Raw genomic sequence first — 22,753 nt, forward strand, 5'->3', positions numbered from 1 at the left:
TTTATTTAATTCATTACTTAAGGAGGATTTTTCATGACACATACTACAGACTTTATAGAAACTCATCGCGATGAATTTATTCGATACAGCCATGATATTCACGCACACCCTGAAATTGGTAATGAGGAATATTATGCCTCTGATGTACTTACAACCATTTTGAAATCACATGACTTTACAGTTGAGCGCAATATATCAGGTTATGAAACAGGGTTTATTGCGTCATATAAATCTGACAAAGATGGACCAACGATTGGATATTTAGCTGAATACGATGCATTACCAGGCTTAGGTCATGCTTGTGGACATAATATTATTGGTGTGACGAGTGTACTGGCAGCGATTAACTTAAAGCAACATATTGATTCAATTGGTGGTTCAGTCATCGTTTACGGTACGCCTGCTGAAGAAGGAGGACCAAACGGCAGTGCCAAAGCAAAATATGCAGACGATGGACTATTCAATCGAGCTGATGTCGCATTAATGGCTCATCCAGGTCACGAGCATTCACTGACTCAGCCGACACTCGCTGTCGATGTATTCGATGTGTTCTTCCATGGTAAATCACAGCACGCTGCAAATCCTTCTATCGATGGACAAAGTGCACTCGATGCAATGATCCAATTTTACAACGGCATATCATTACTTAGACAACATACTGCACCAAACGACTTGATTCATGGGGTCATATTGAATGGTGGAGATGCAGCCAATATTATTCCAGAGAAAACACATGCTAGATTTTATACACGTTCTAGAAAGCGAACAACACTCAATGCATTGACCGATCGAGTGAAAGAAATTGCAAAAGGCGCAGCACTCGCTACGAATACATCAGTGAAATTCGAGTTTATACAAAACGGTGTGAACGAGTTCATTAGAACACCACAACTTGATGCGCTTTATAAAGAAGCGGCGAATACTTTCGGAATTACAATAGATGACGTTGAAGAACGTTACGGCTCAACAGATACAGGTAATGTTAGTCATATCATTCCGACGATTCACCCACATATCAAAATCGGCCCTTCTACGCTCGTAGGTCATACCGATGAATTCAGAGAAGCCGCAATCAGTCAAGAGGGAGATCAAGGCCTAATCAATGGGGCTAAAATATTATCCAAAGTAGGATATCGACTCATTCAAGATGCTGACCTACTAAACCGAATTAAATCAGAACACGAAGTTGCACTCAAAGGAGCCCACGATGAATCTAACGAATAAATTAACAGTCACAATGAAAGATGCCTATCCGGTTACAACCATCTACTCGTCAAGACCATCTTATGAAGATAGTCCTTGGTTGGCCGCAGAAGAACATCAACTGAACTTCTTATCTGCTAGGGAATTACATATCGCTGAGCTTCCAGTCATTGTACATGAAGCTTCCATTACAGATAAGCTTGCAACACTTTATCAACTCGTCGACAGAACCGTACCATCAAACGTACACACATTCACAGATCGACAAAGTTATGAATCTTTACTGACACAGCTGACACATGACGGTCAAAATACAATTCAATTCCAGTATATTCATGATGATTCAATACTAGATCCATCGCATTATACAATTGACAAGCAAATATTTATTGATTTAAACAATAAGTCAAAGATTCATCAATTCGTTGATCCAAAACATTTACCGAAGCGATTGATTATTCCACATCATACATTAGAAGAAACACTCAAAACATGGAACTATCCTTTCGTCATTAAACCAGGAGATGAACGTCCTACAGCCGGTGGTTATGGGGTGATGATTTGTTATAACGATGAAGACTTATACGACGCAAAACAGAGAATCGAAGCGTGTTCAACAGAAAGTGATTTATTAATTATTGAACAATTTATCACACCTGTAGAAAATTATTGCATACAATTTGCAACGACCGACGATGGGCAAATCACGTATCTCGGTGCCGCAAAGCAAATTATCGATGATCACGGTTTTTACAAAGGCAATGAAAGCATTGAAACAATTGACCAAGATATCATTGACATCGGGTATGACATTATGAAAAAGGGCGTTGAATATGGGTTCTTTGGAATCGCTGGATTTGATGTATTAGTTGATGAATCGAACAACGCATACGTCATCGACTTAAATTTCAGAGTCAATGGTTCAACTGCATTGTTATTACTGAAAGAACAATTAAACTCTAACTACCAAAAATTTATTAACTATTTTTCACCAGGTAATAATGAGCAATTCTATCAATTGATTAAGCGATACGTTGAAGCGGGTCATTTATTCCCACTCAGTTATTACGATGGAGATTGGTACAAAGGGGAATATGTCCAATCTCGCTTCGGTGCAATATGGACCGGAGAATCAAAAGCGTTCATCAAACACATTGAAGCGCAATTCAAAGACGAATTAAACAACATTAAGGAGGCGTCAAACTTTGATTGAATTTAAGCATGTGAACAAAACTTATTCTAAAAAAGGACAATCCATTGACGCTTTAAAAGATGTCTCCTTCCAAGTGAATAAAGGAGATATATACGGGGTTATTGGATACAGTGGTGCCGGCAAAAGCACACTTATTCGACTCGTCAATCAACTTGAGACGACTACATCTGGTGATGTAATTGTCGATGGTGAAAATATAAACCAATATTCTAAATCAGAACTCAGACGAGCTCGCAAACATATTGGAATGATTTTTCAACATTTTAATTTGTTAGAGACCAAAACAGTCTTTAACAATGTCGCGATTCCTCTCTATTTAATTGGAACACCTAAAGAAGAAATCAAAGAGCGTGTCCATGCGATGTTAGAGTTCGTTGGTATCGGAGATAAAGCAAAACAATACCCGAAAGAACTGTCAGGTGGTCAAAAACAACGCGTTGCAATTGCACGCGCACTCATTACACGACCGAAAATTTTGTTATGTGATGAAGCAACAAGTGCACTAGACCCAGCAACTACAGAGCAAATTTTATCGCTGTTAAAGAAAGTCAATAATGAATTCGACATTACCATTCTAATCATTACTCATGAAATGAGTGTCATTCAACAAATATGCGATAAAGTTGCCGTGATGGAAAATGGTGAACTCATTGAACACGGATCAGTCAAGCAAGTGTTTAGTCAACCTAGAACGGATACAGCAAAACGGTTTGTATCTACAGTGATTAAAACTTCACCGACGACGATGATGCAACAATCGATAAAGCAATCAACAGATCGCCACTTATTTAAACTCTTTGTCGATACCCATCAATTAGACGTTCCTTTTATCGAGCATTTAATTCAAACGCTGCAGCTCAATGTGTCAATCATTCATGCATTTATGGCAGAAATCCAAGAGGATACAGTATGTTATTTGTGGCTTAATGTTCAAGGTTCAGATCAGCAAATACAATCGGTTCATGATTATTTCTCATCACACAATATCATTTATGAGGAGGTTGCTTAATGTTTGGTTCTTCATTAGATAGTGCTCAACTCATACAAGCACTATATGAAACGTTGCATATGGTAACGATGTCGTTAATCTTTGGGACTCTCATCGGACTCCCACTCGGTATATTGCTCGTCATTACAAGAAAAAATGGAATATGGGAAAACCCCTTCATATATCATTTGATTAATCCAATCATCAATATTTTACGTTCAATTCCATTTATTATATTACTCATTGCAATCGTTCCTTTAACAAAGCTCATCGCCGGAACTTCAATAGGTACAACCGCTGCTATCGTGCCACTCACAATATACGTGGCACCCTATTTAGCACGACTCATAGAAAATTCACTGCTCGAAGTTGGTGATGGAATTATCGAGGCCGCCGAAGCAATGGGCGCAACACCATTTCAAATCATCCGTCACTTTCTATTACCAGAGTCATTCGGATCATTAATTTTAACCATTACAACCGCAATTATCGGTTTAATCGGAGCTACAGCCATGGCAGGTGCTGTAGGCGGAGGCGGAATCGGTGATCTAGCACTTGTCTATGGCTACCAGCGATTCGATAATATCGCAATCCTTATTACGGTTGTCATCTTAGTTGTCTTAGTCCAAATTATCCAACCCATCGGTAACTATTTAGCACGAAAAGTTCGAAAAAATTAATATGACTCGGAGGAATTTATAATGAAAAAAATGATTCTTACTTTACTATCAGCTATTTTATTTCTATCTGCATGTGGATCAAACGAACAAAAAGAAGATAAGAAAAATGTCACAATCGGTATTACATCAAATGATAGTGTAGCTTGGAAGAAAGTTCAAGAACTCGCTAAGGAAGAAGGTATAAATGTTGAATTGAAGGCATTTTCTGACTATAACGTACCTAATACTGCACTCAATGATGGTGATATCGATATGAATGCATTCCAACACTTTGCTTTCTTAAATGAATTTGAAAAAGCACATGAAGGTGTTGAAATTAAGCCAATCCGTACAACTGTTTTAGCACCACTCGGTATTTATTCTGAAAAAATCGAAGATATTAAAGACGTCAAAGACGGTGCTAAAGTGATCATCCCAAATGACGTATCGAACCAAGCACGCGCATTAAAGTTGTTAGAAAAAGTAGGATTACTTAAATTGAACGAAGACTTCGGTTTAACTGGATCACCTAAAGATATTAAAGAGAATAAGAAGAACTTAGAAATTAAAGCAGTTGACGCTCAACAAACAGCTCGTGCACTATCTGATGTAGATTTATCAATCATCAATAACGGTGTTGCTGTAAAAGCAGGCCTTAACCCGAAAGATGATCCTATTTTCTTAGAAGATTCTGAGGGAGAAGCAACGAAACCTTATATCAACTTTATCGCAGTCAAAGAAAGTGAAAAAGACAACGAAGTATACAACAAAGTAGCTGATTTATACCATTCTAAAGAAGCTCAAGACGCATTAAAAGAAGATACAAAAGACGGTGAAATCATCGTCGACTTAGATGAAGATGAAATTGAAGCCATCGAAAAAGAACTTGCTGAATAACTTAAAGAAACCTATCCATACTTAATGGATAGGTTTTTATCGTCAGGTTTACTCATTCTCACCCAAAACCTGACGACTATTTGCTATTTTATCATCAGGTTTGCTCATTCTCACCCAAAACCTGACGACTAAACTTTATTGACCTAACGCAATTTCAATATGTGCTAAATGATGGCGAGGATGCCATGACAACTTCAACAATTGCTCGAATACTGTGACCTTCTCACCATTTAACATAAAATATTGTTCCAAATCTTCATCTGATAATTCACGACCTAGTGTCGCAATGCGTTGATTCAATCCATCTAATGCTTGTATCGAAACGTCAACATCCATTTCATTATCTACGTGTTCTATCCATTGATTTTGATCAAATTCTGCAATCACGACACCACTATCCGTCAATGCCATCTTCAATCTAACATACATATTGACTTGTGAATCTGCAATATGATGAATCAATTGACGTACATTCCATGCGCCTTCACGATATGTTCTGTTGAAGTCTTCATTAGATATCCCATCAATCACTCGATTCAACTGATGCACATATTCCTCAACTTCATCCATCGCAACTTCAACATCTTTCATCGAAATAACTGATGGTACATTTAACTTGCCGATTGGGAATTGCTTATCCATTTAAATCACCTCTTCTATTTTAAGTGTAACATCATATGATAAAATACAGTTAACAAACGCAAAGAGGAGCAATTCAATGAGAAAAATTTTCTTAACACTTGGAACTTTAGGTATCATTGCATTTCTAATCATCACATTCATGAATGGGTTTAAAGATATACCTGTTTGGTTACTCATGTTTTCTTTACTGTTATTCGTCATCGATGAAAGTTCAATCCAATACTTCAAATCACTCAAACTGAGTGGAATTATTATTATGATCTTTTCTTTACTCGTTACCATTGCCATTGCTACCAGTCTCATTATGGGCAGTAGCTATGTAATGACTGAAATGTTGCACCTTGAAGGTCTAACAAAAACAATCTTAGCCTATATTGTCATATTTGTCGTGATTTCACTTGCTAGTTTAGCACTTGCATATATTCGTATGAAGTTTGTTGATCCTAAAGTTAAACAAGATGATTCAAACATTTAGTTACACGTGAAACAACAATCATTAATACAATAGAAGCCGAAGTTCCTACAAAGGAACTTCGGCTTCATTAGTATATTATTTCTTTAATAAATTAAACTGTTTTGCAAACTCTGCTTCACTAATTTCATTACCATGCTTCTTTTGCCGTGCCATCATATGATAAAATTTTTCACTTTCTTTAGTATTTAATATAAGTTCTATTAAATACTCTGTATCATTTTCTGCTGCTAAAAACTGCTTTTCAGTATAAATTTTATTATGCGCAGTATGTTCAAATCCGATAATTAGCATATTATAATCAAAAGCACCTTTCACAGAATCTAAAACCTCGCTTCCATAGTGAATGTCTAAATATATGCTACAAATTTTATACAGCTCGACAAGAGTACTTCGCTTAATACTTGGATACAATCTAATATTGTCATATTCGCCTTTACTTAATAATTTTGATGACATTTCAGTGATAGCTGCGATATGTATATAATGATTTGGTAATGCTTTAGCTATTGTATCAATATCATGAAGTTGATCTGAGTTTGTAACAATTAATATATGATGATTATGCATTGGCTCTTTCAAATATTGATAGACATAGCCACCATGATGGATTCGATCCTCATGAGGTAATAGTGACGTTAAATTCATATATTCATCACTATCCGGTACAATAATATCAAAATTTCTTGTATCAGAAGATAGCATTGCTAACATATTTCCTGGAACTTGACTCTCTGTATTTTCTTGCCAAATCAAATAGTCTTTACCCTTCACACCTAATTGATATACTGCAATAAATGGAAATGATAATGAGTTGATGACAAAACTATCTAATCGTTCAAACGCATTCTTCAAGTAGAAAATTATATATTGTGTTTTATCGGAGAAGAAATGCTCCTTCCCTTTATATTTAATGATATAATCATTTGTCACATGATTTTCATAAATAATTGGTTGATGGTCACGGTTAAAATAAGTCGTCAATATGCTTTCATTTGATCCACCAAATACTTTTGTCTTGTAATGAACTCCAAATTGATTATAAAATTCTATTGCTCGGACTTGCCCGTTTTGATCAAGCCACTCGATTGATTGTACAATTCGATGTTTGTAATTTTTTTTATACTTAATATGGGCCTTTACATTTCCCATATCTTTAATCTGAGCTTCGTGATTATTCCCATCGATTTCCCAATATAAAGGCTTATTCACTTCATTAAAATAAAGTGGTTTATCTTTAGTGTTTGTTTTAAATTCTGTAAAAAATTGATAAGGGCTAAGCACGCCTTCTGGCAAAAAACCGTCATCCTCAATGACAACCGTCGGATGGTTTATTCCCGATCGCTTCATTGACTGGTAAATTTTTTTTGTATTTGCATCAAATGTTTCAAATAGATTAATCATTTTGCACCTCTTCGATCAACGTCTTCCATTTTTTAGTTAGAATTTCTGTCCTAAACTCTTTTGCGATAGAGTACGAATTTAATTCTACATCTTTATAATCAAGAGATTTATAGAAATCAACAATTTTTTTTGCGTAAATATTAATCATCTCATCGTTTGCAATTTGGTCTAGTTGTAATGGTATTAAAAACCCATTTCCTTCGTGTTCTATAAATGTCTTAGTCCCATAATTAACATCAAAACCAATCATTCCTAGTCCCGATCCAACTGCTTCCATTAAAGTTAAACCAAAACCTTCACTTTGGGATGCAGATAAAAATAACTCATAATTTGAATAAACAGTCTTCAAGTCGACATGACCTTTCATCTTAATATATTCTTGTGCATCATGGTCAACGATAATCTGCGAAAGTTTTTCTTTTTCGCCACCTTCACCATAAATATCCAGTGTTAAATCTGGAAGTTCTTTTTTAGCTTTAATAACTGCTTTAGCAATTAAGTCTATATGTTTTTCGCTCGCAAGCCTTGATGCTGAAATAAGACTATATCGTTTTCGTGATTTAGGTTTGATGAGTTGATCAATGCTTCCTACAGGAATCGTATAAATTTTTGGGTGAAGATTTTTGTATTGTTCGAATTGTTGTTTCAATAGTTTATTTTGAGCATCGGTTGCAGTGATGTAAAAATCAATATGTTTCGCTTCTGTAAAAACGTAATCATAAAAATTATTCCATAAAATATGTTCTGCATCTGTGAAATGATCACTAAAATGCTCAGCATGAATTACAACACCAACTTTAGCATCATTTTTATTTTGCAATACTGCCTGGCCAATATTGGTTGAACGATCTATAATCACAATATCTTTATGGGATAAATTCAATTGTTGAATAAAATAAGCAACGAATTCAGCTTTAGAGTACAGCTTCACTTCATTTATAAAAAACATACTATCTGATCCATTAATATATTCACTATATGCAATACGCCCATCCTCTTGATAGAAATGTCGCAAATATAATTCTGGTTTATTTGCTTTCGGTGCATAATACTCACTGAATAAACGAGTATAATTAAAATAATCTTTTCGAATTAACTTACCATTAGACACAAATTCCGCTCGATCAACAGTGCCTTCTTCAGTATTATGCATATAACATCTTACATAGTTATCTTGCCCTGGTAATACAAGTAATTTAATTTTACCGACTTGTTCTGTTCTAATAATAGAATCTTGAATAGAGTTGACTAAATCATCAATATGATAAGTTGTCGGATGAATGTCAATATCAGTAAAGTATTGATATAGCCAAATGACCTCATCATCTTTAAATCCAATGTTCGATGTTAGCGTCTGTATATTTTCATTTGACATAAAATCTAAATATACAAATTTATTTTGAATATCTATTTGACGGAGGATTTCCGCTCTATATTTTTGAGCATATTCTACGCCACTACTAGCCCATCCTATACCAAAATTCAAGTGATAGATCATTTTAACACCCCTTATTATTATGGAAAATGAATTATCATGTTTTTTTTATGATCAAAAGCAATAATACTTAAACATATATTTTTTACAATTTGTTCATACACTTTTAGCCTCATTTTCGCGTATGACTCTAATGCTACACGGTGATACTCACTCACAGCATTACGATGTCCATTTCGGTTGCTAACACTTGATTTAAGTTGTGATAATTGGTCCACTTGACGAATCCATACTGTATCCACCGCTTTTAATATTGATTTTTGTATGTACTCTTGATACATTAAGTCATTTTTAATAATTTTTTTATTTTCATGAACTCTTTCATGAAATAATTCCATTAAAAATTGAATCGTATTGTCTTGATTACGTAAAACGTCTCGGCTGATCGTACTATTATATTGGAAGCTAATCGTTTTATAAATATAATTTAAAACATCTTGTGATGACAATTCTACATTAGAGTATACAAATCGTTTAAAAACATCTTTAGCGATCTCATCAATGTTAAATTGATTAAAGTTACTTGAATTCAAAATGCGGTCACGTTCTTGATACACATACTTTCTCTGCATACTAATGCTTTTTTCATATTCATTCGACATCTCTCTAGCTGTCATTGCTTGTTCTTCTGATACAAGCTGAGCCTTTTTTACAAGTCGCTTTATTTTACGACTTAAAAGTTTACTACCTTCTATTTGATCTCGTGAGTCTACAAGATTTTGCTGACGACTTAATAATGCATCATCACTGTAGCGTTTAACAATATAGTCATCTAATGAAATATATATTTGAGTTGTTCCAGGATCACCTTGACGACCAGATCGACCTCTCAGTTGTCGATCCAACCTAGAATTCTCCATATGCTCATTGATGACAACATAAAGCCCACCTAATTCCAATGATTTTTTATCTAATTTAATATCTGTTCCACGTCCTGCCATACTCGTTGCTACAGTCACTGCTTTAAATTGACCAGCTTCTTTAATGATTTGAGCTTCTTTAGCAACATTTTGTGCAATCAACAAATTATTAGGTATGTTTTTTTTGAATAACGATTCTGAATAATATTCTGCCGCTTCAGCAGTTCTAGTAATTAATAAAATAGGTCGGCCTTCTGCATGAATTTGTTCAACATCTTTAATAATTTCAGTATTTTTAGATACTTTATCCAATAATACTTTATCATCTAAATCCGTCCTGATGACTGTTTGATCCGTAGGAATCTGAATCACTACTTTTGAATATAAGTCCGAAAATTCTCTTTCTCCAAGTTTTGCGGTGGCAGACATTCCCGAAAACGCTTTAAATTGCATGAATAAATTTTGAAAAGTAATCGTCGCCATCGCACTTAAATCAGGTGTAATTTTGACAGACTCTTTCGTTTCAAGTGCTTGATGTAACCCAGATTGAAGTTTTGTTCCAGTCAACATACGTCCAGTGTTTCGATCTATCAGAATGACTTCTCCATCTTTAACAAAATAATCCATATTAAATTCAAATAAATATTTAGCACGTAATGACAGGTTAATAACTCTCACTAAATCAAAATGTTTTGGTGCATACAAATCTTCAACTTTAAAATAATGTTCTGCTTTGTTCATACCACTTTCACTTAAGTAAATTTCATTTTGATCTTCATTATGATAATAATGGCTCGTCGTTAATGTATCGATAAATTCTTTCACATTTTGATAAAGATTTGATTGGACACGTGGAGAGCCTGAAATCACTAAAGGTGTCTGAGCCGCATCTAAAATAATTGAATCTATTTCATCAACTAAAGCATAATTTAACTCATCAATAAATTTTTTATTTTGATGATCAGCTAAGTTATCTATCAAATAATCAAAGCCTAAAATACCATTTGTCGTATAGATTATATCAGCTTTATAAATTTCTTGTTTTTCACCATCTCTATATTCATAACCCGGTATATCAACAAATCCTAACGTCGAATTCAACCCTAGATACTCATATAAAGGACTCATTTCTTCATAATCACGTTTAGCTAAATAACTATTAGTCGTAACTAAAAAATTGCCTTTTGATTTCAATGCTTTCAAATACAACGGCATTGTAGCAGTTAACGTTTTACCTTCACCTGTTTGCATTTCTGCAATATTACCACTATACATTGCTATCGCACCTAGTATTTGAACTTCTTTTGGGTATAAGCCGATTACACGATAAGCTGCAACTCTACATACAGCATACGCTTCAGGAAGAATGTCCTCTAATGTTTCTCCAGCTAAAATTCTTTTCTTAAATTCAAAAGTCTTATCTTGTAGTTCATTATCTTCTAATTTTTGAAATAGATTAGAATAATGAATTACCTTATTTAAGGTTCTTTTTAATTTTTCAAGCCGCCAATAATTAATTTGATCCTGAATTATTTTTTTCATGATGAATGCCTCATTTCTGTAATGGTCATATACTCAAAATAAAACCTTTCTACTGAAGCACTTAAAAGTTCAATACTATATTCATAAGCATCTTCTGGATATATAAAAGAGAAATCATCCGTTGTCACCGTCATAGAATCAATAATCGATTTATACCTTCTATAAAACTTAATTTTCAAATAAACACTATTTTTAGGAGTTGACTCTACCTTGATCTCTAATTTGTAATGATATCCTCTTTTTAATATAGGTAAAGAAGGCACTAATCTCGTACTAAAGTATTGAGAGGTCATAAACCATTCATGAATGACGGTACCTGAAGGCATCAACAAGTTTTCAAACATTACACCTTTATCAAACTCTATACAAGATCCATACATAAATGTATTTTTATCTATTGAGTCCCAATTCACAATGTATTTATTATCGATCATAAGGTTGTCTCCCAAATTTAGTTTCTAACATTATATTGTAAAAGTGAATAAACCACTGGTTTATCGTTGAAGAATCATCATTATGACGGCCGGCAATCCCACGACTAATGACTTTTATTTGTCTACTTGATAATAAATTTAGTAAATTATCAAAAGCGTATAAATCATAATCATCATTGATCATATATGATATCGCAATCGTCGTATATTTTAAATCTGATTGTTCCAACACGTTCCAAAATCTGTCGTTCAATTGTTCTATATGATTAACAGACATCCCACCTGTCAAACTGAGTAATATATCATTTGCTGTCCCGAAATCATTTGGCCTCAAAATCTTCATATTCTCCGCTACAGTACCTATATTAATTAAAGGCTTACCAGCGATAATAGCTGCTGGCTTGAGTTGTGCTCCATAGTATAACGCTCCAAATGAACCCATCGATAATCCAGATAAAATAACTTCATTCTCTTTAAATCCTAAATGATTTAAAGTGTTACGAATTGTATTTATTATCGTTTGTTCATATTCCTCTGATCCTAAATAAAATGACCCGCCTTCTAATCTAGGATCTGCTATGAGTAAAAAGGGGGCTTTGAATAAATTCATTAAAAAGTAACCTTCAAAACCTTCTGCAGATCGATAACCACTAAAGTATACATTGAGTGGTGGTTTTAAGTCACCAGGATGAAAGTATGAAATAAACTCTTCTCCTCTTGAATCATGATGCCGCTTTCCTCCTAATAGAAATTCGCCAAATTCCAATCTACTCCAACGTCTATGAATAGGACCAACAGATACTTTACCTTGACCGACAACTTCTAATGATAATGCAAAATAAGCTTCATGGTCTTGTCTTTCAAACCTCAAAGGTTCATTCAGGTCATTTAACAGAACTTTGAAATCATACTCAATACTGTCAATAGACCCTCCTGATATATAATAAAAATGTAAATAGACTTCCAAATCGCCTTCGATTTTGATTTCAGGCCATATTTCTAAAACACGGTCTTTCTCATAAAATATATTATATCTCCATGTTGCTACTTGAGTTAATTCATCGCCAAAATTACCTTCTAATATAACCTCTTTATTCCCAAAATATTGAACATTTCCTTGGAAATTTTTATTGACGATTAATCCTTTCGGGTGTATTTTATCTCCATATTGTCCAACATATGCAATGGACTTAATTTTCTCTATATATTCATCAAATCCATTGTATTCAATGCTTCGGATAAACATGTCATATGTCAATTGTAAATCTTTATAGTCATTCCAATAATCATTATGAACATAAGTGTTATAAGGTTTAATGAGGTTTTTTATCACTTTAAAAATTTCATCATTAAGGTGATTTTCTATAAGTATTAAGTCAAAGGCTTTAGCTTTTTTCAAAAAAGGCTGTATATTTGAAATTAAATCTTCCGAAACTAATGTCTCAGCTTTAACAAATAGCCAATAATATTTAGATTGATCTTCAAAGTAAGATTGATAACTAGTATGACCTATTTGTAAAACTTTAAAGATTTTCTTCATAATACGCACCTTCTATAAATGAATCTAATTTCTCAATAATTCTTTCCGATGAAAAATGTTTCACCAGTTCAAATGTAAAAGCTCTTGAAACATTCCAATGTTTCAACACTGTTAAATAGTATTTCAACGCATCTGTCAACTGCTCATCATGTTCTACAATTAATCCATTCATGCGCTGTACAACATAATCAGTCTCACTATTGTTTATTTGAGGAATGCCCGCACTAATAGCACAAATTTGTAAAAATAAATCAGGTTCATCTTTTAGGTCTATCATCAATCTTAATTTTTTTATACACTGAATGACATCAACTTCAAAAGGTAATGAAATCACTTCAATCGCTTTCTTTTTTTCTCTCATTTCATTTGTTAATAACTCATTATCATCTTCTAATTCAATGAAATACTGATTGATTTTATTGATTTTATCATTTAAATAATTAAAATTACTTTTGCTATTTCTTGTCATTAATTGTACTTTCATATCATCATGTTCGCGTATAAATTCAAATAACAAATCAATTATAAAAAGTAATCTATTTTGTTCTAAATCATCTATATTTAATCCTATATGTGTTGTATATAATTGATTGCTTAAACTAATGATTGATTGAGTATTAAAAGGTGTTATTCTCATTAAGTCTCGATGTTTACTTTTGAGTTTACTTTCATTTTTCTTCAAATCAACAACCCAATGATTCGCATGTTCCATTGTTGGAATAGTCTCTAGTAAATTATGACTATTTCTTTGATCAAAAATAGAATAAGTTAAATTACATGACATCATCAAAGAGTTCAAAATATCATTATGATTTATATCACTTGCTACAATCATTTTATACTCTTTATTAACATATTTAGAGAGGTATTCTTTTATCACCTCAACCATGGATGAATAATGACTATAGTCAAAACGATGAATAAATTTCTGGGCTACATAAACATCATTTGATTCAATTTTTTCAGTTAATATGACCTCTCCAGTCTCAGTTAAATACTCAATATACTCATCTTCTCCATAATATTGCCTTTGAGAAACAAACCCTCTGTCATCATATACTGAACGGTATACCCGTTGATTATCTAAATAACGATCAATCCATACAATATAACCTATTGGTGAGAAATGAATGGTTTCAAACTCGGAACTAGATATAATACATCTCACTACATATGGTGTATATATAAAAGTTGTATTCTCCGGCCAATTTAAATCATTTATATTAATTGGATTGGGCTCTTTTGCTTGAATTAATTGAATCTCATCAAACACTGACCAATATGAGCACTCAAACAGTTGATTTCGATGTAAAAAAGTACGTAAATCTGGGAAATGATTAAGAATTAGCATTTTAAATTTACTATTATTTCGAAAATACATCCCCATTAAACTGACCATATCATCAAATTCACTTTTAGAATAGACATTGTCATAATACGGCCTAGCATGACTTCGCCACCATTTTTTATCAATATACCAAGCTGGAACAAAATATTTCATATAATCCCCTACCAATATTTTTTAAAGAAACCTTCATATTTATCAAAGTACAACATAGTTCTTACGGTCTCATTCATATTCAAACCAATGTAAACTATCATTATGACTTGAATGGCTAAATAAACTTCAACAGAAACTTTAGGGTATAATAATGTCATAAACAATGGAATTCCGATAATTAATGTTACAACTGAAGCACCCACAAGACTAATAATACGTGCTTTTTGCATAATGAATTTTTCAGTATCTTTACCAGGTCTTATATAATGAAAATAGTTTCCACTTTTTTCGAACATTTCAGCTTTCATTTTCGGGTTTAACATAAATATGGATAACCAATAGTTGAATAAAAATAACATAATAATAAAAGTAAAAATCCCTATCGGATTAGTAAAACTAAAAATTATTGAGCTCACATCAGATTGACCATTTAAAACCTTAACAATAAAGTCTAAAACATATCTTAAAACTAGAAACAAACTAATTGCAATCATAATTGATAGGCTCCCCGAAGGATTTAGTTTCCATGCTACAAAAGGTTTTTGATACGGCTCAGAAACCGTCATTATATCTTCATACTGTAGTCTATATTCTGATAGTTCCAATATGAGTAATATCACAATTGCCATTAAAATACTGATAAATGCTACGAGCAAGACGACCCACGGCATCTCAATTAATGTTGACGACTGCCTAATAAAACTTTTAATAATGCTAATAAAAACAATAGGCATTGCCCCAGCAATTCCATATATTGCATTTAAATCAGCAAACCATATAAGCATCATAGAGCCTGTAACCAAAATTAAAATGACCAGCCACTGGTCGTAATTTTGATCAGGTTGTTCAGCATATGCTTGTCTAACTAAAAATATTGCTTGAATAATAGAAAGTAATAAGGCTAACATCTTTTCTCTAATACTTCTTTCAAATCGTGTCATTTTCATTATTTTTTTAGGGAATTTATAATAATATAAGCTTGTAAAGATCATTGCAGTGAGCCATGGCCCTAACCCCAGTGAAAAAACATTAATAATATCATAACTCGCTCCAAAATTTGCAGCATTCATTTTGAATAATTCATCCATCGTATCAATCCCAGGAGAATCTAGCAGCACAACTCTATTCCCAAAAATAAAAATAGCTAATATAAAACAAGTAAACAATAATCGTCTAAGTACAACTTTCCGTTCGCTTACTTCAATATAGTCATTAGTCATCACGAAAACCTCTACGATCGTCATTTTATTTCAAAATTCATTATAATTATTACTTATATAAAATTAAAATACAAACACACAGTATTAAAATAGCGTGTTTGTATTTTTAATTAACTTTTTATGATCTTTCAGCATCATCATTATTTTTTTTCTTTTTCTTGAGTAATCCTAAACCGACTAACAATGAAGCAATTCCAGATATTATCGTGTTATTACTTTCTCCAGTAAATGGAAGTATATCCTCTGAAGGTTTTTCTTTTTCATTAACTCCTATAGAACTGTCTTTGTTAGAAATAGATTCACTTACTGAGCCACTTGTTGATTCACTCATTGAACCGCTTGTCGATTCACTCACTGAACCAGATGTCGACTCACTCACTGAGCCGCTTGTTGACTCACTCACTGAACCGCTTGTCGATTCACTGATTGATGTCGACTCACTCACTGAACCAGATGTTGATTCACTGATTGAACCAGATGTCGACTCATTCACTGAGCCACTTGTTGACTCACTCATTGAACCGCTTGTCGATTCACTGATTGATGTCGACTCACTGATTGAGCCAGATGTTGATTCGCTAATTGAACCGCTTGTTGATTCACTCACTGAACCAGATGTTGACTCACTCATTGAACCGCTTGTCGATTCACTGATTGATCCAGATGTTGATTCACTGATTGAACCAGATGTCGACTCACTCATTGAACCAGATGTTGATTCACTGATTGAACCGCTTGTTGACTCACTGATTGATCCACTTGTTGATTCGCTGATTGAACCAGATGTCGACTCACTCACTGAGCCACTTGTTGATTCACTGATTGAACCAGATGTTGACTCACTCACTGAGCCACTTGTTGATTCACTAATCGAACCACTTGTTGATTCACTGATTGAACCAGATGTCGACTCACTCACTGAGCCACTTGTTGATTCACTGATTGAACCAGACGTTGACTCACTCACTGAGCCACTTGTTGATTCACTGATCGAACCGTTTGTTGACTCACTGATTGAACCACTTGTCGACTCACTCACTGAGCCACTTGTTGACTCACTGGTCGAACCAGATGTTGACTCGCTGATTGAGCCACTTGTTGATTCACTCACTGAGCCAGATGTCGATTCACTCATTGAGCCACTTGTTGATTCACTCACTGAACCAGATGTTGACTCGCTCACTGAACCACTTGTTGATTCACTGATCGAACCGCTTGTTGACTCACTGATTGAACCAGATGTTGACTCACTCACTGAGCCACTTGTTGACTCACTGATTGAACCACTTGTTGATTCACTGATCGAACCGCTTGTTGACTCGCTGATTGAGCCACTTGTTGATTCACTCACTGATCCACTTGTTGATTCACTGATTGAACCGCTTGTCGATTCACTAATCGAGCCGCTTGTTGATTCACTAATCGAGCCGCTTGTTGATTCACTGATTGATCCACTTGTTGACTCACTCACTGATCCACTTGTTGATTCACTAATCGAACCACTCGTTGATTCACTAATCGAACCGCTTGTTGACTCACTCACTGATCCACTTGTTGACTCACTGATTGAACCGCTTGTCGATTCGCTGATTGAACCAGATGTCGACTCACTCACTGAGCCACTTGTTGATTCACTAATCGAACCACTTGTTGATTCACTGATTGAGCCAGATGTTGACTCACTCACTGAACCACTTGTCGACTCACTCACTGAACCACTTGTCGACTCACTCACTGAACCAGATGTTGACTCACTAATTGAGCCACTTGTTGATTCGCTGATTGAGCCAGATGTTGACTCGCTAATTGAACCGCTTGTTGATTCACTCACTGATCCACTTGTTGACTCACTGATTGAACCAGATGTCGACTCACTCACTGAACCACTTGTCGACTCACTCACTGAACCAGATGTTGATTCGCTCACTGATCCGCTTGTTGACTCACTCACTGAACCGCTTGTTGATTCACTCACTGAACCAGATGTTGATTCACTGATTGAACCGCTTGTCGATTCACTCACTGAGCCACTTGTTGACTCGCTGATTGATCCACTTGTTGATTCACTGATTGAACCGCTTGTTGATTCACTCACTGAACCACTTGTCGACTCACTCACTGAACCAGATGTTGATTCGCTCACTGAACCGCTTGTTGACTCACTCACTGATCCGCTTGTTGACTCACTCACTGATCCGCTTGTTGACTCACTCACTGATCCGCTTGTTGATTCACTCACTGATCCGCTTGTTGATTCACTCATTGAACCAGATGTTGACTCACTCACTGAACCACTTGTTGACTCGCTGATTGAGCCACTTGTTGACTCACTAATCGAACCGCTTGTTGATTCACTCACTGAACCAGATGTTGATTCACTGATTGAACCGCTTGTCGATTCACTCACTGAGCCACTTGTTGACTCGCTGATTGAGCCACTTGTTGATTCACTGATTGAACCAGATGTCGATTCACTCACTGAACCACTTGTTGATTCACTCACTGATCCGCTTGTTGACTCACTCACTGAACCACTTGTTGATTCACTCACTGATCCGCTTGTTGATTCACTCACTGATCCGCTTGTTGATTCACTGATTGAGCCAGATGTCGACTCACTCACTGAACCAGATGTTGATTCACTAATTGAGCCACTTGTTGATTCACTCACTGAGCCAGATGTTGATTCACTAATCGAACCACTTGTTGACTCACTAATCGATCCACTTGTTGATTCACTGATTGAACCGCTTGTTGACTCGCTAATTGAACCGCTTGTTGATTCACTCACTGAACCAGATGTTGACTCACTAATTGAGCCACTTGTTGATTCGCTGATTGAGCCAGATGTTGACTCGCTAATTGAACCGCTTGTTGATTCACTCACTGAACCAGATGTTGATTCACTAATCGAACCACTTGTTGACTCACTAATCGATCCACTTGTTGATTCACTGATTGAACCGCTTGTTGACTCACTCACTGAACCACTTGTCGACTCACTCACTGAACCAGATGTTGATTCGCTCACTGAACCGCTTGTTGATTCACTCACTGAACCGCTTGTTGACTCACTAATCGAACCGCTTGTTGATTCACTCACTGAACCAGATGTTGATTCACTGATTGAACCGCTTGTCGATTCACTCACTGAGCCAGATGTTGATTCACTAATCGATCCACTTGTTGACTCACTAATCGATCCACTTGTTGATTCACTGATTGAGCCAGATGTTGACTCGCTAATTGAACCGCTTGTTGATTCACTCACTGAACCAGATGTTGACTCACTAATTGAGCCACTTGTTGATTCGCTGATTGAGCCAGATGTTGACTCGCTAATTGAACCGCTTGTTGATTCACTCACTGAACCAGATGTTGATTCACTGATTGAACCGCTTGTTGATTCACTCACTGAACCAGATGTTGACTCGCTAATTGAACCGCTTGTTGACTCACTGATTGAGCCAGATGTTGACTCGCTCACTGAACCAGATGTTGACTCACTAATTGAACCGCTTGTTGATTCACTGATTGAACCGCTTGTTGACTCGCTAATTGAACCGCTTGTTGACTCGCTAATTGAACCGCTTGTTGACTCGCTAATTGAACCGCTTGTTGATTCACTCACTGAACCAGATGTTGACTCGCTAATTGAACCGCTTGTTGACTCACTGATTGAGCCAGATGTTGACTCGCTCACTGAACCAGATGTTGACTCACTAATTGAGCCACTTGTTGATTCGCTGATTGAGCCAGATGTTGACTCGCTAATTGAACCGCTTGTTGATTCACTCACTGAACCAGATGTTGACTCGCTAATTGAACCGCTTGTTGACTCACTGATTGAGCCAGATGTCGACTCACTGATTGATCCACTTGTTGACTCACTCACTGAACCAGATGTTGACTCACTGATTGATCCAGATGTTGATTCGCTAATTGAACCGCTTGTCGATTCACTCACTGAACCACTTGTTGACTCACTCACTGAACCACTTGTTGATTCACTGATAGATGTCGACTCACTCACTGAACCGCTTGTTGATTCACTAATTGATCCACTTGTCGACTCACTAATTGAACCGCTTGTCGATTCGCTAATTGAACCACTTGTTGATTCACTGATTGATCCAGCTGTTGATTCGCTGATTGAACCGCTCGTTGACTCACTCATTGAACCGCTTGTCGACTCACTGATTGAGCCAGATGTTGATTCGCTGATTGAACCGCTTGTTGATTCACTCACTGAACCAGATGTCGACTCACTCACTGAGCCAGATGTTGACTCACTGATTGAACCGCTTGTCGATTCACTGATTGATCCACTTGTTGATTCACTCACTGAACCAGATGTCGACTCACTGATTGATCCACTTGTTGACTCACTCACTGAACCAGATGTTGACTCACTGATTGATCCAGATGTTGATTCACTGATTGAACCACTTGTTGACTCACTAATTGAACCGCTTGTCGATTCACTGATTGATCCAGATGTTGATTCGCTAATTGAACCACTTGTTGATTCACTGATTGATCCAGATGTTGATTCGCTAATTGAACCACTTGTTGATTCACTCACTGAACCAGATGTCGACTCACTGATTGAACCACTTGTTGACTCACTCACTGAACCACTTGTTGATTCACTGATAGATGTCGACTCACTCACTGAACCGCTTGTTGATTCACTGATTGATCCAGATGTTGATTCGCTAATTGAACCGCTTGTTGATTCACTCACTGAACCAGATGTCGACTCACTGATTGAACCACTTGTTGACTCACTCACTGAACCACTTGTTGATTCACTGATAGATGTCGACTCACTCACTGATCCGCTTGTCGATTCACTAATTGAACCACTTGTTGATTCGCTGATTGAACCGCTCGTTGACTCACTGATTGATCCAGATGTCGACTCACTGATTGATCCAGATGTTGATTCGCTAACTGAACCACTTGTTGATTCACTGATTGATCCAGATGTTGATTCGCTAATTGAACCGCTTGTCGATTCACTGATTGATGTTGACTCACTCACTGAACCAGATGTCGACTCACTGATTGATCCACTTGTTGACTCACTCACTGAGCCAGATGTCGATTCACTGATTGATCCAGATGTCGACTCACTCACTGAACCAGATGTCGACTCACTGATTGATCCACTTGTTGACTCACTCACTGAGCCAGATGTCGATTCACTGATTGATCCAGATGTCGACTCACTCACTGAACCAGATGTCGACTCACTGATTGATCCACTTGTTGACTCACTCACTGAGCCAGATGTCGATTCACTGATTGATCCAGATGTCGACTCACTCACTGATCCAGATGTCGATTCACTGATTGATCCAGATGTCGACTCACTCACTGATCCACTTGTTGACTCACTGATTGATCCAGATGTTGATTCGCTAATTGAACCGCTTGTTGATTCACTCACTGAACCAGATGTTGACTCACTAATTGAACCGCTTGTCGATTCACTGATTGATCCAGATGTTGATTCACTGATAGATGTCGACTCATTCACTGAACCACTTGTCGATTCACTGATTGAACCAGATGTTGACTCACTCACTGAGCCACTTGTACTATCCATAATTGAAGTACTTGCGCTTATACTGTTTGATAAAGATGTACTTTTTGAAACTGATTGACTAGGGTCAGTTCCAGTATCTGTTCCAGCTCCTGCAAAATAATCTCCGGTTAAACCGCCATCTTGTGATGCATATGGATCAAATGTATATGACATATCTCCAGATGGGTTATTATCCACTGTCCAAGTTGTATTTAATCCATATCCTTGGTTAGCGTAATAACCATTCATAATATATCCAGTTGGCCATGAATAACCTCCACCTGTTGCAGACATTGTTTGTTGCTTTGGCGCTAGTGGAGAACTTGCTCCAGTTTCCATATTAACTAACTTTGATGTAGCCGTAGTCGGGGCACTATAACCACTACCGAGTTTAATCATTGGGGTAGTCGATGTTGAAGTATTTTTAATCGCTGTTCCTTTTGATACAGTAGGCTTCTCAACAGTTGCTGTGTCTGGATTATCATAAGTCACTGTGTAGCTAAATGTTGTTGTCGATCCATTATTTGTAACTTTAAGGATGTAGTATATTGGCTTGTTGTTATACGTATCCACTCCCACTCCCGTTAATGTCGTAACATTAGAAGTCGTTGCAGCAGCTGAGATTGATGAAAGTGTACTATATGTCATGACTGATCTAAAGCTAGTCATCATATCATCTGATAATAAATCCGTTGGTTGTGGATCGTTTAACGACATACTTGATGATGTTGAGTTACTAACAGAAGTCTCTATCATTTCACTATTATATAAGGAATACGAGGTACTCCCCGATAATTCTGTACTTTCACTCAATGAGGCTGAAGTACTTTCGGACGGGTTCTCACTCATATACTCTGACGTTGAAATACTTTCGGACAACTCTTCACTTTCACTCAATGAGGCTGAAGTACTTTCGGACGGGTTCTCACTCATATACTCTGATATTGAAATACTTTCGGACAACTCTTCGCTTTCACTCAATGAGACTGAAGTGCTTTCGGACGGGTTCTCACTCATATGCTCTGACGTTGAAATACTTTCGGACAACTCTTCGCTTTCACTCAGTGAGACTGAAGTGCTTTCGGACGGG

General features: G+C 36.1%; 15 protein-coding genes (1 of these 15 only partly in view). 6 read left to right on the forward strand and 9 right to left on the reverse strand.

Going from position 1 to position 22,753, the window contains the following annotated elements:
- The first annotated feature begins 33 nt into the window (after positions 1 to 33).
- From EDD62_RS06630 to gmpC, 5 genes are read left to right on the forward strand one after another with little or no spacing between them, the layout of a single operon-like run.
- On the forward strand, positions 34 to 1,224 hold the full coding sequence (locus EDD62_RS06630; protein ID WP_123808020.1) for a M20 family metallopeptidase: 1,191 nt from the start codon (positions 34 to 36) through the stop codon (positions 1,222 to 1,224).
- Positions 1,208 to 2,416, forward strand: coding sequence for an L-aspartate--L-methionine ligase LdmS (ldmS, locus tag EDD62_RS06635; RefSeq protein WP_123808021.1), 1,209 nt, complete (start codon positions 1,208 to 1,210; stop codon positions 2,414 to 2,416). Before EDD62_RS06630 ends, ldmS begins: the two co-directional genes overlap by 17 nt.
- Positions 2,409 to 3,425: a methionine ABC transporter ATP-binding protein gene (locus EDD62_RS06640; protein ID WP_123808022.1), complete on the forward strand. Its 1,017-nt coding sequence runs from the start codon at positions 2,409 to 2,411 to the stop codon at positions 3,423 to 3,425. The genes ldmS and EDD62_RS06640 overlap by 8 nt, the downstream gene beginning before the upstream one ends.
- Entirely contained in the window at positions 3,425 to 4,084 is a 660-nt protein-coding gene (locus EDD62_RS06645) for a methionine ABC transporter permease (protein WP_123808023.1), read from the forward strand. The genes EDD62_RS06640 and EDD62_RS06645 overlap by 1 nt, the downstream gene beginning before the upstream one ends.
- Before the next feature lie 21 nt (positions 4,085 to 4,105).
- On the forward strand, positions 4,106 to 4,960 hold the full coding sequence (gene gmpC, locus EDD62_RS06650) for a dipeptide ABC transporter glycylmethionine-binding lipoprotein (RefSeq protein ID WP_123808024.1): 855 nt from the start codon (positions 4,106 to 4,108) through the stop codon (positions 4,958 to 4,960).
- A 135-nt stretch (positions 4,961 to 5,095) separates the two neighbouring features.
- Here the strand turns inward: gmpC and EDD62_RS06655 are convergent, their stop codons facing one another.
- Positions 5,096 to 5,602, reverse strand: a complete 507-nt coding sequence (locus tag EDD62_RS06655; RefSeq protein WP_123808025.1) for a YfiT family bacillithiol transferase — start codon at positions 5,600 to 5,602, stop codon at positions 5,096 to 5,098.
- 76 nt (positions 5,603 to 5,678) lie between these two features.
- Here EDD62_RS06655 and EDD62_RS06660 point away from each other — a divergent pair, with 76 nt between their 5' ends.
- Complete coding sequence (locus EDD62_RS06660) at positions 5,679 to 6,077, forward strand: hypothetical protein (RefSeq protein WP_123808026.1); 399 nt, start codon at positions 5,679 to 5,681, stop codon at positions 6,075 to 6,077.
- Positions 6,078 to 6,152: 75 nt separating this feature from the next.
- Here the strand turns inward: EDD62_RS06660 and gtfB are convergent, their stop codons facing one another.
- The 8 genes from gtfB to EDD62_RS09430 form a co-directional block, all read right to left on the reverse strand.
- Positions 6,153 to 7,478 carry an accessory Sec system glycosylation chaperone GtfB gene (gtfB, locus tag EDD62_RS06665; protein ID WP_123808027.1) on the reverse strand — a complete coding sequence of 442 codons (1,326 nt, stop codon included), beginning with the start codon at positions 7,476 to 7,478 and terminating at the stop codon, positions 6,153 to 6,155.
- The gene (gene gtfA, locus EDD62_RS06670) at positions 7,471 to 8,976 is read right to left on the reverse strand and encodes an accessory Sec system glycosyltransferase GtfA (RefSeq protein WP_123808028.1); all 1,506 of its coding nucleotides are present in this window, start codon (positions 8,974 to 8,976) and stop codon (positions 7,471 to 7,473) included. Before gtfA ends, gtfB begins: the two co-directional genes overlap by 8 nt.
- 17 nt (positions 8,977 to 8,993) lie before the next feature.
- Positions 8,994 to 11,375, reverse strand: a complete 2,382-nt coding sequence (gene secA2, locus EDD62_RS06675) for an accessory Sec system translocase SecA2 (protein ID WP_123808029.1) — start codon at positions 11,373 to 11,375, stop codon at positions 8,994 to 8,996.
- Positions 11,372 to 11,809 (reverse strand): accessory Sec system protein Asp3, encoded by a 438-nt coding sequence (gene asp3, locus EDD62_RS06680; RefSeq protein WP_123808030.1) that lies wholly within the window; start codon positions 11,807 to 11,809, stop codon positions 11,372 to 11,374. The genes secA2 and asp3 overlap by 4 nt, the downstream gene beginning before the upstream one ends.
- Positions 11,799 to 13,349, reverse strand: a complete 1,551-nt coding sequence (gene asp2, locus EDD62_RS06685) for an accessory Sec system protein Asp2 (protein WP_123808031.1) — start codon at positions 13,347 to 13,349, stop codon at positions 11,799 to 11,801. The genes asp3 and asp2 overlap by 11 nt, the downstream gene beginning before the upstream one ends.
- Positions 13,333 to 14,850: an accessory Sec system protein Asp1 gene (gene asp1 / locus EDD62_RS06690; protein WP_123808032.1), complete on the reverse strand. Its 1,518-nt coding sequence runs from the start codon at positions 14,848 to 14,850 to the stop codon at positions 13,333 to 13,335. The genes asp2 and asp1 overlap by 17 nt, the downstream gene beginning before the upstream one ends.
- 8 nt (positions 14,851 to 14,858) lie before the next feature.
- A complete protein-coding gene (secY2, locus tag EDD62_RS06695; RefSeq protein WP_170152791.1) occupies positions 14,859 to 16,070 on the reverse strand; it encodes an accessory Sec system protein translocase subunit SecY2 in 1,212 nt (403 codons plus the stop codon).
- 118 nt (positions 16,071 to 16,188) lie between these two features.
- On the reverse strand, positions 16,189 to 22,753 hold the 3' portion of the coding sequence (locus tag EDD62_RS09430; protein WP_462476953.1) for a beta strand repeat-containing protein. It continues 296 nt past the right edge of the window; the window shows 6,565 of its 6,861 coding nt (coding positions 297–6,861); the start codon falls outside the window, past its right edge; its stop codon occupies positions 16,189 to 16,191.

This window comes from Abyssicoccus albus (assembly GCF_003815035.1).
Taxonomy (GTDB): Bacteria; Bacillota; Bacilli; order Staphylococcales; family Abyssicoccaceae; genus Abyssicoccus; species Abyssicoccus albus.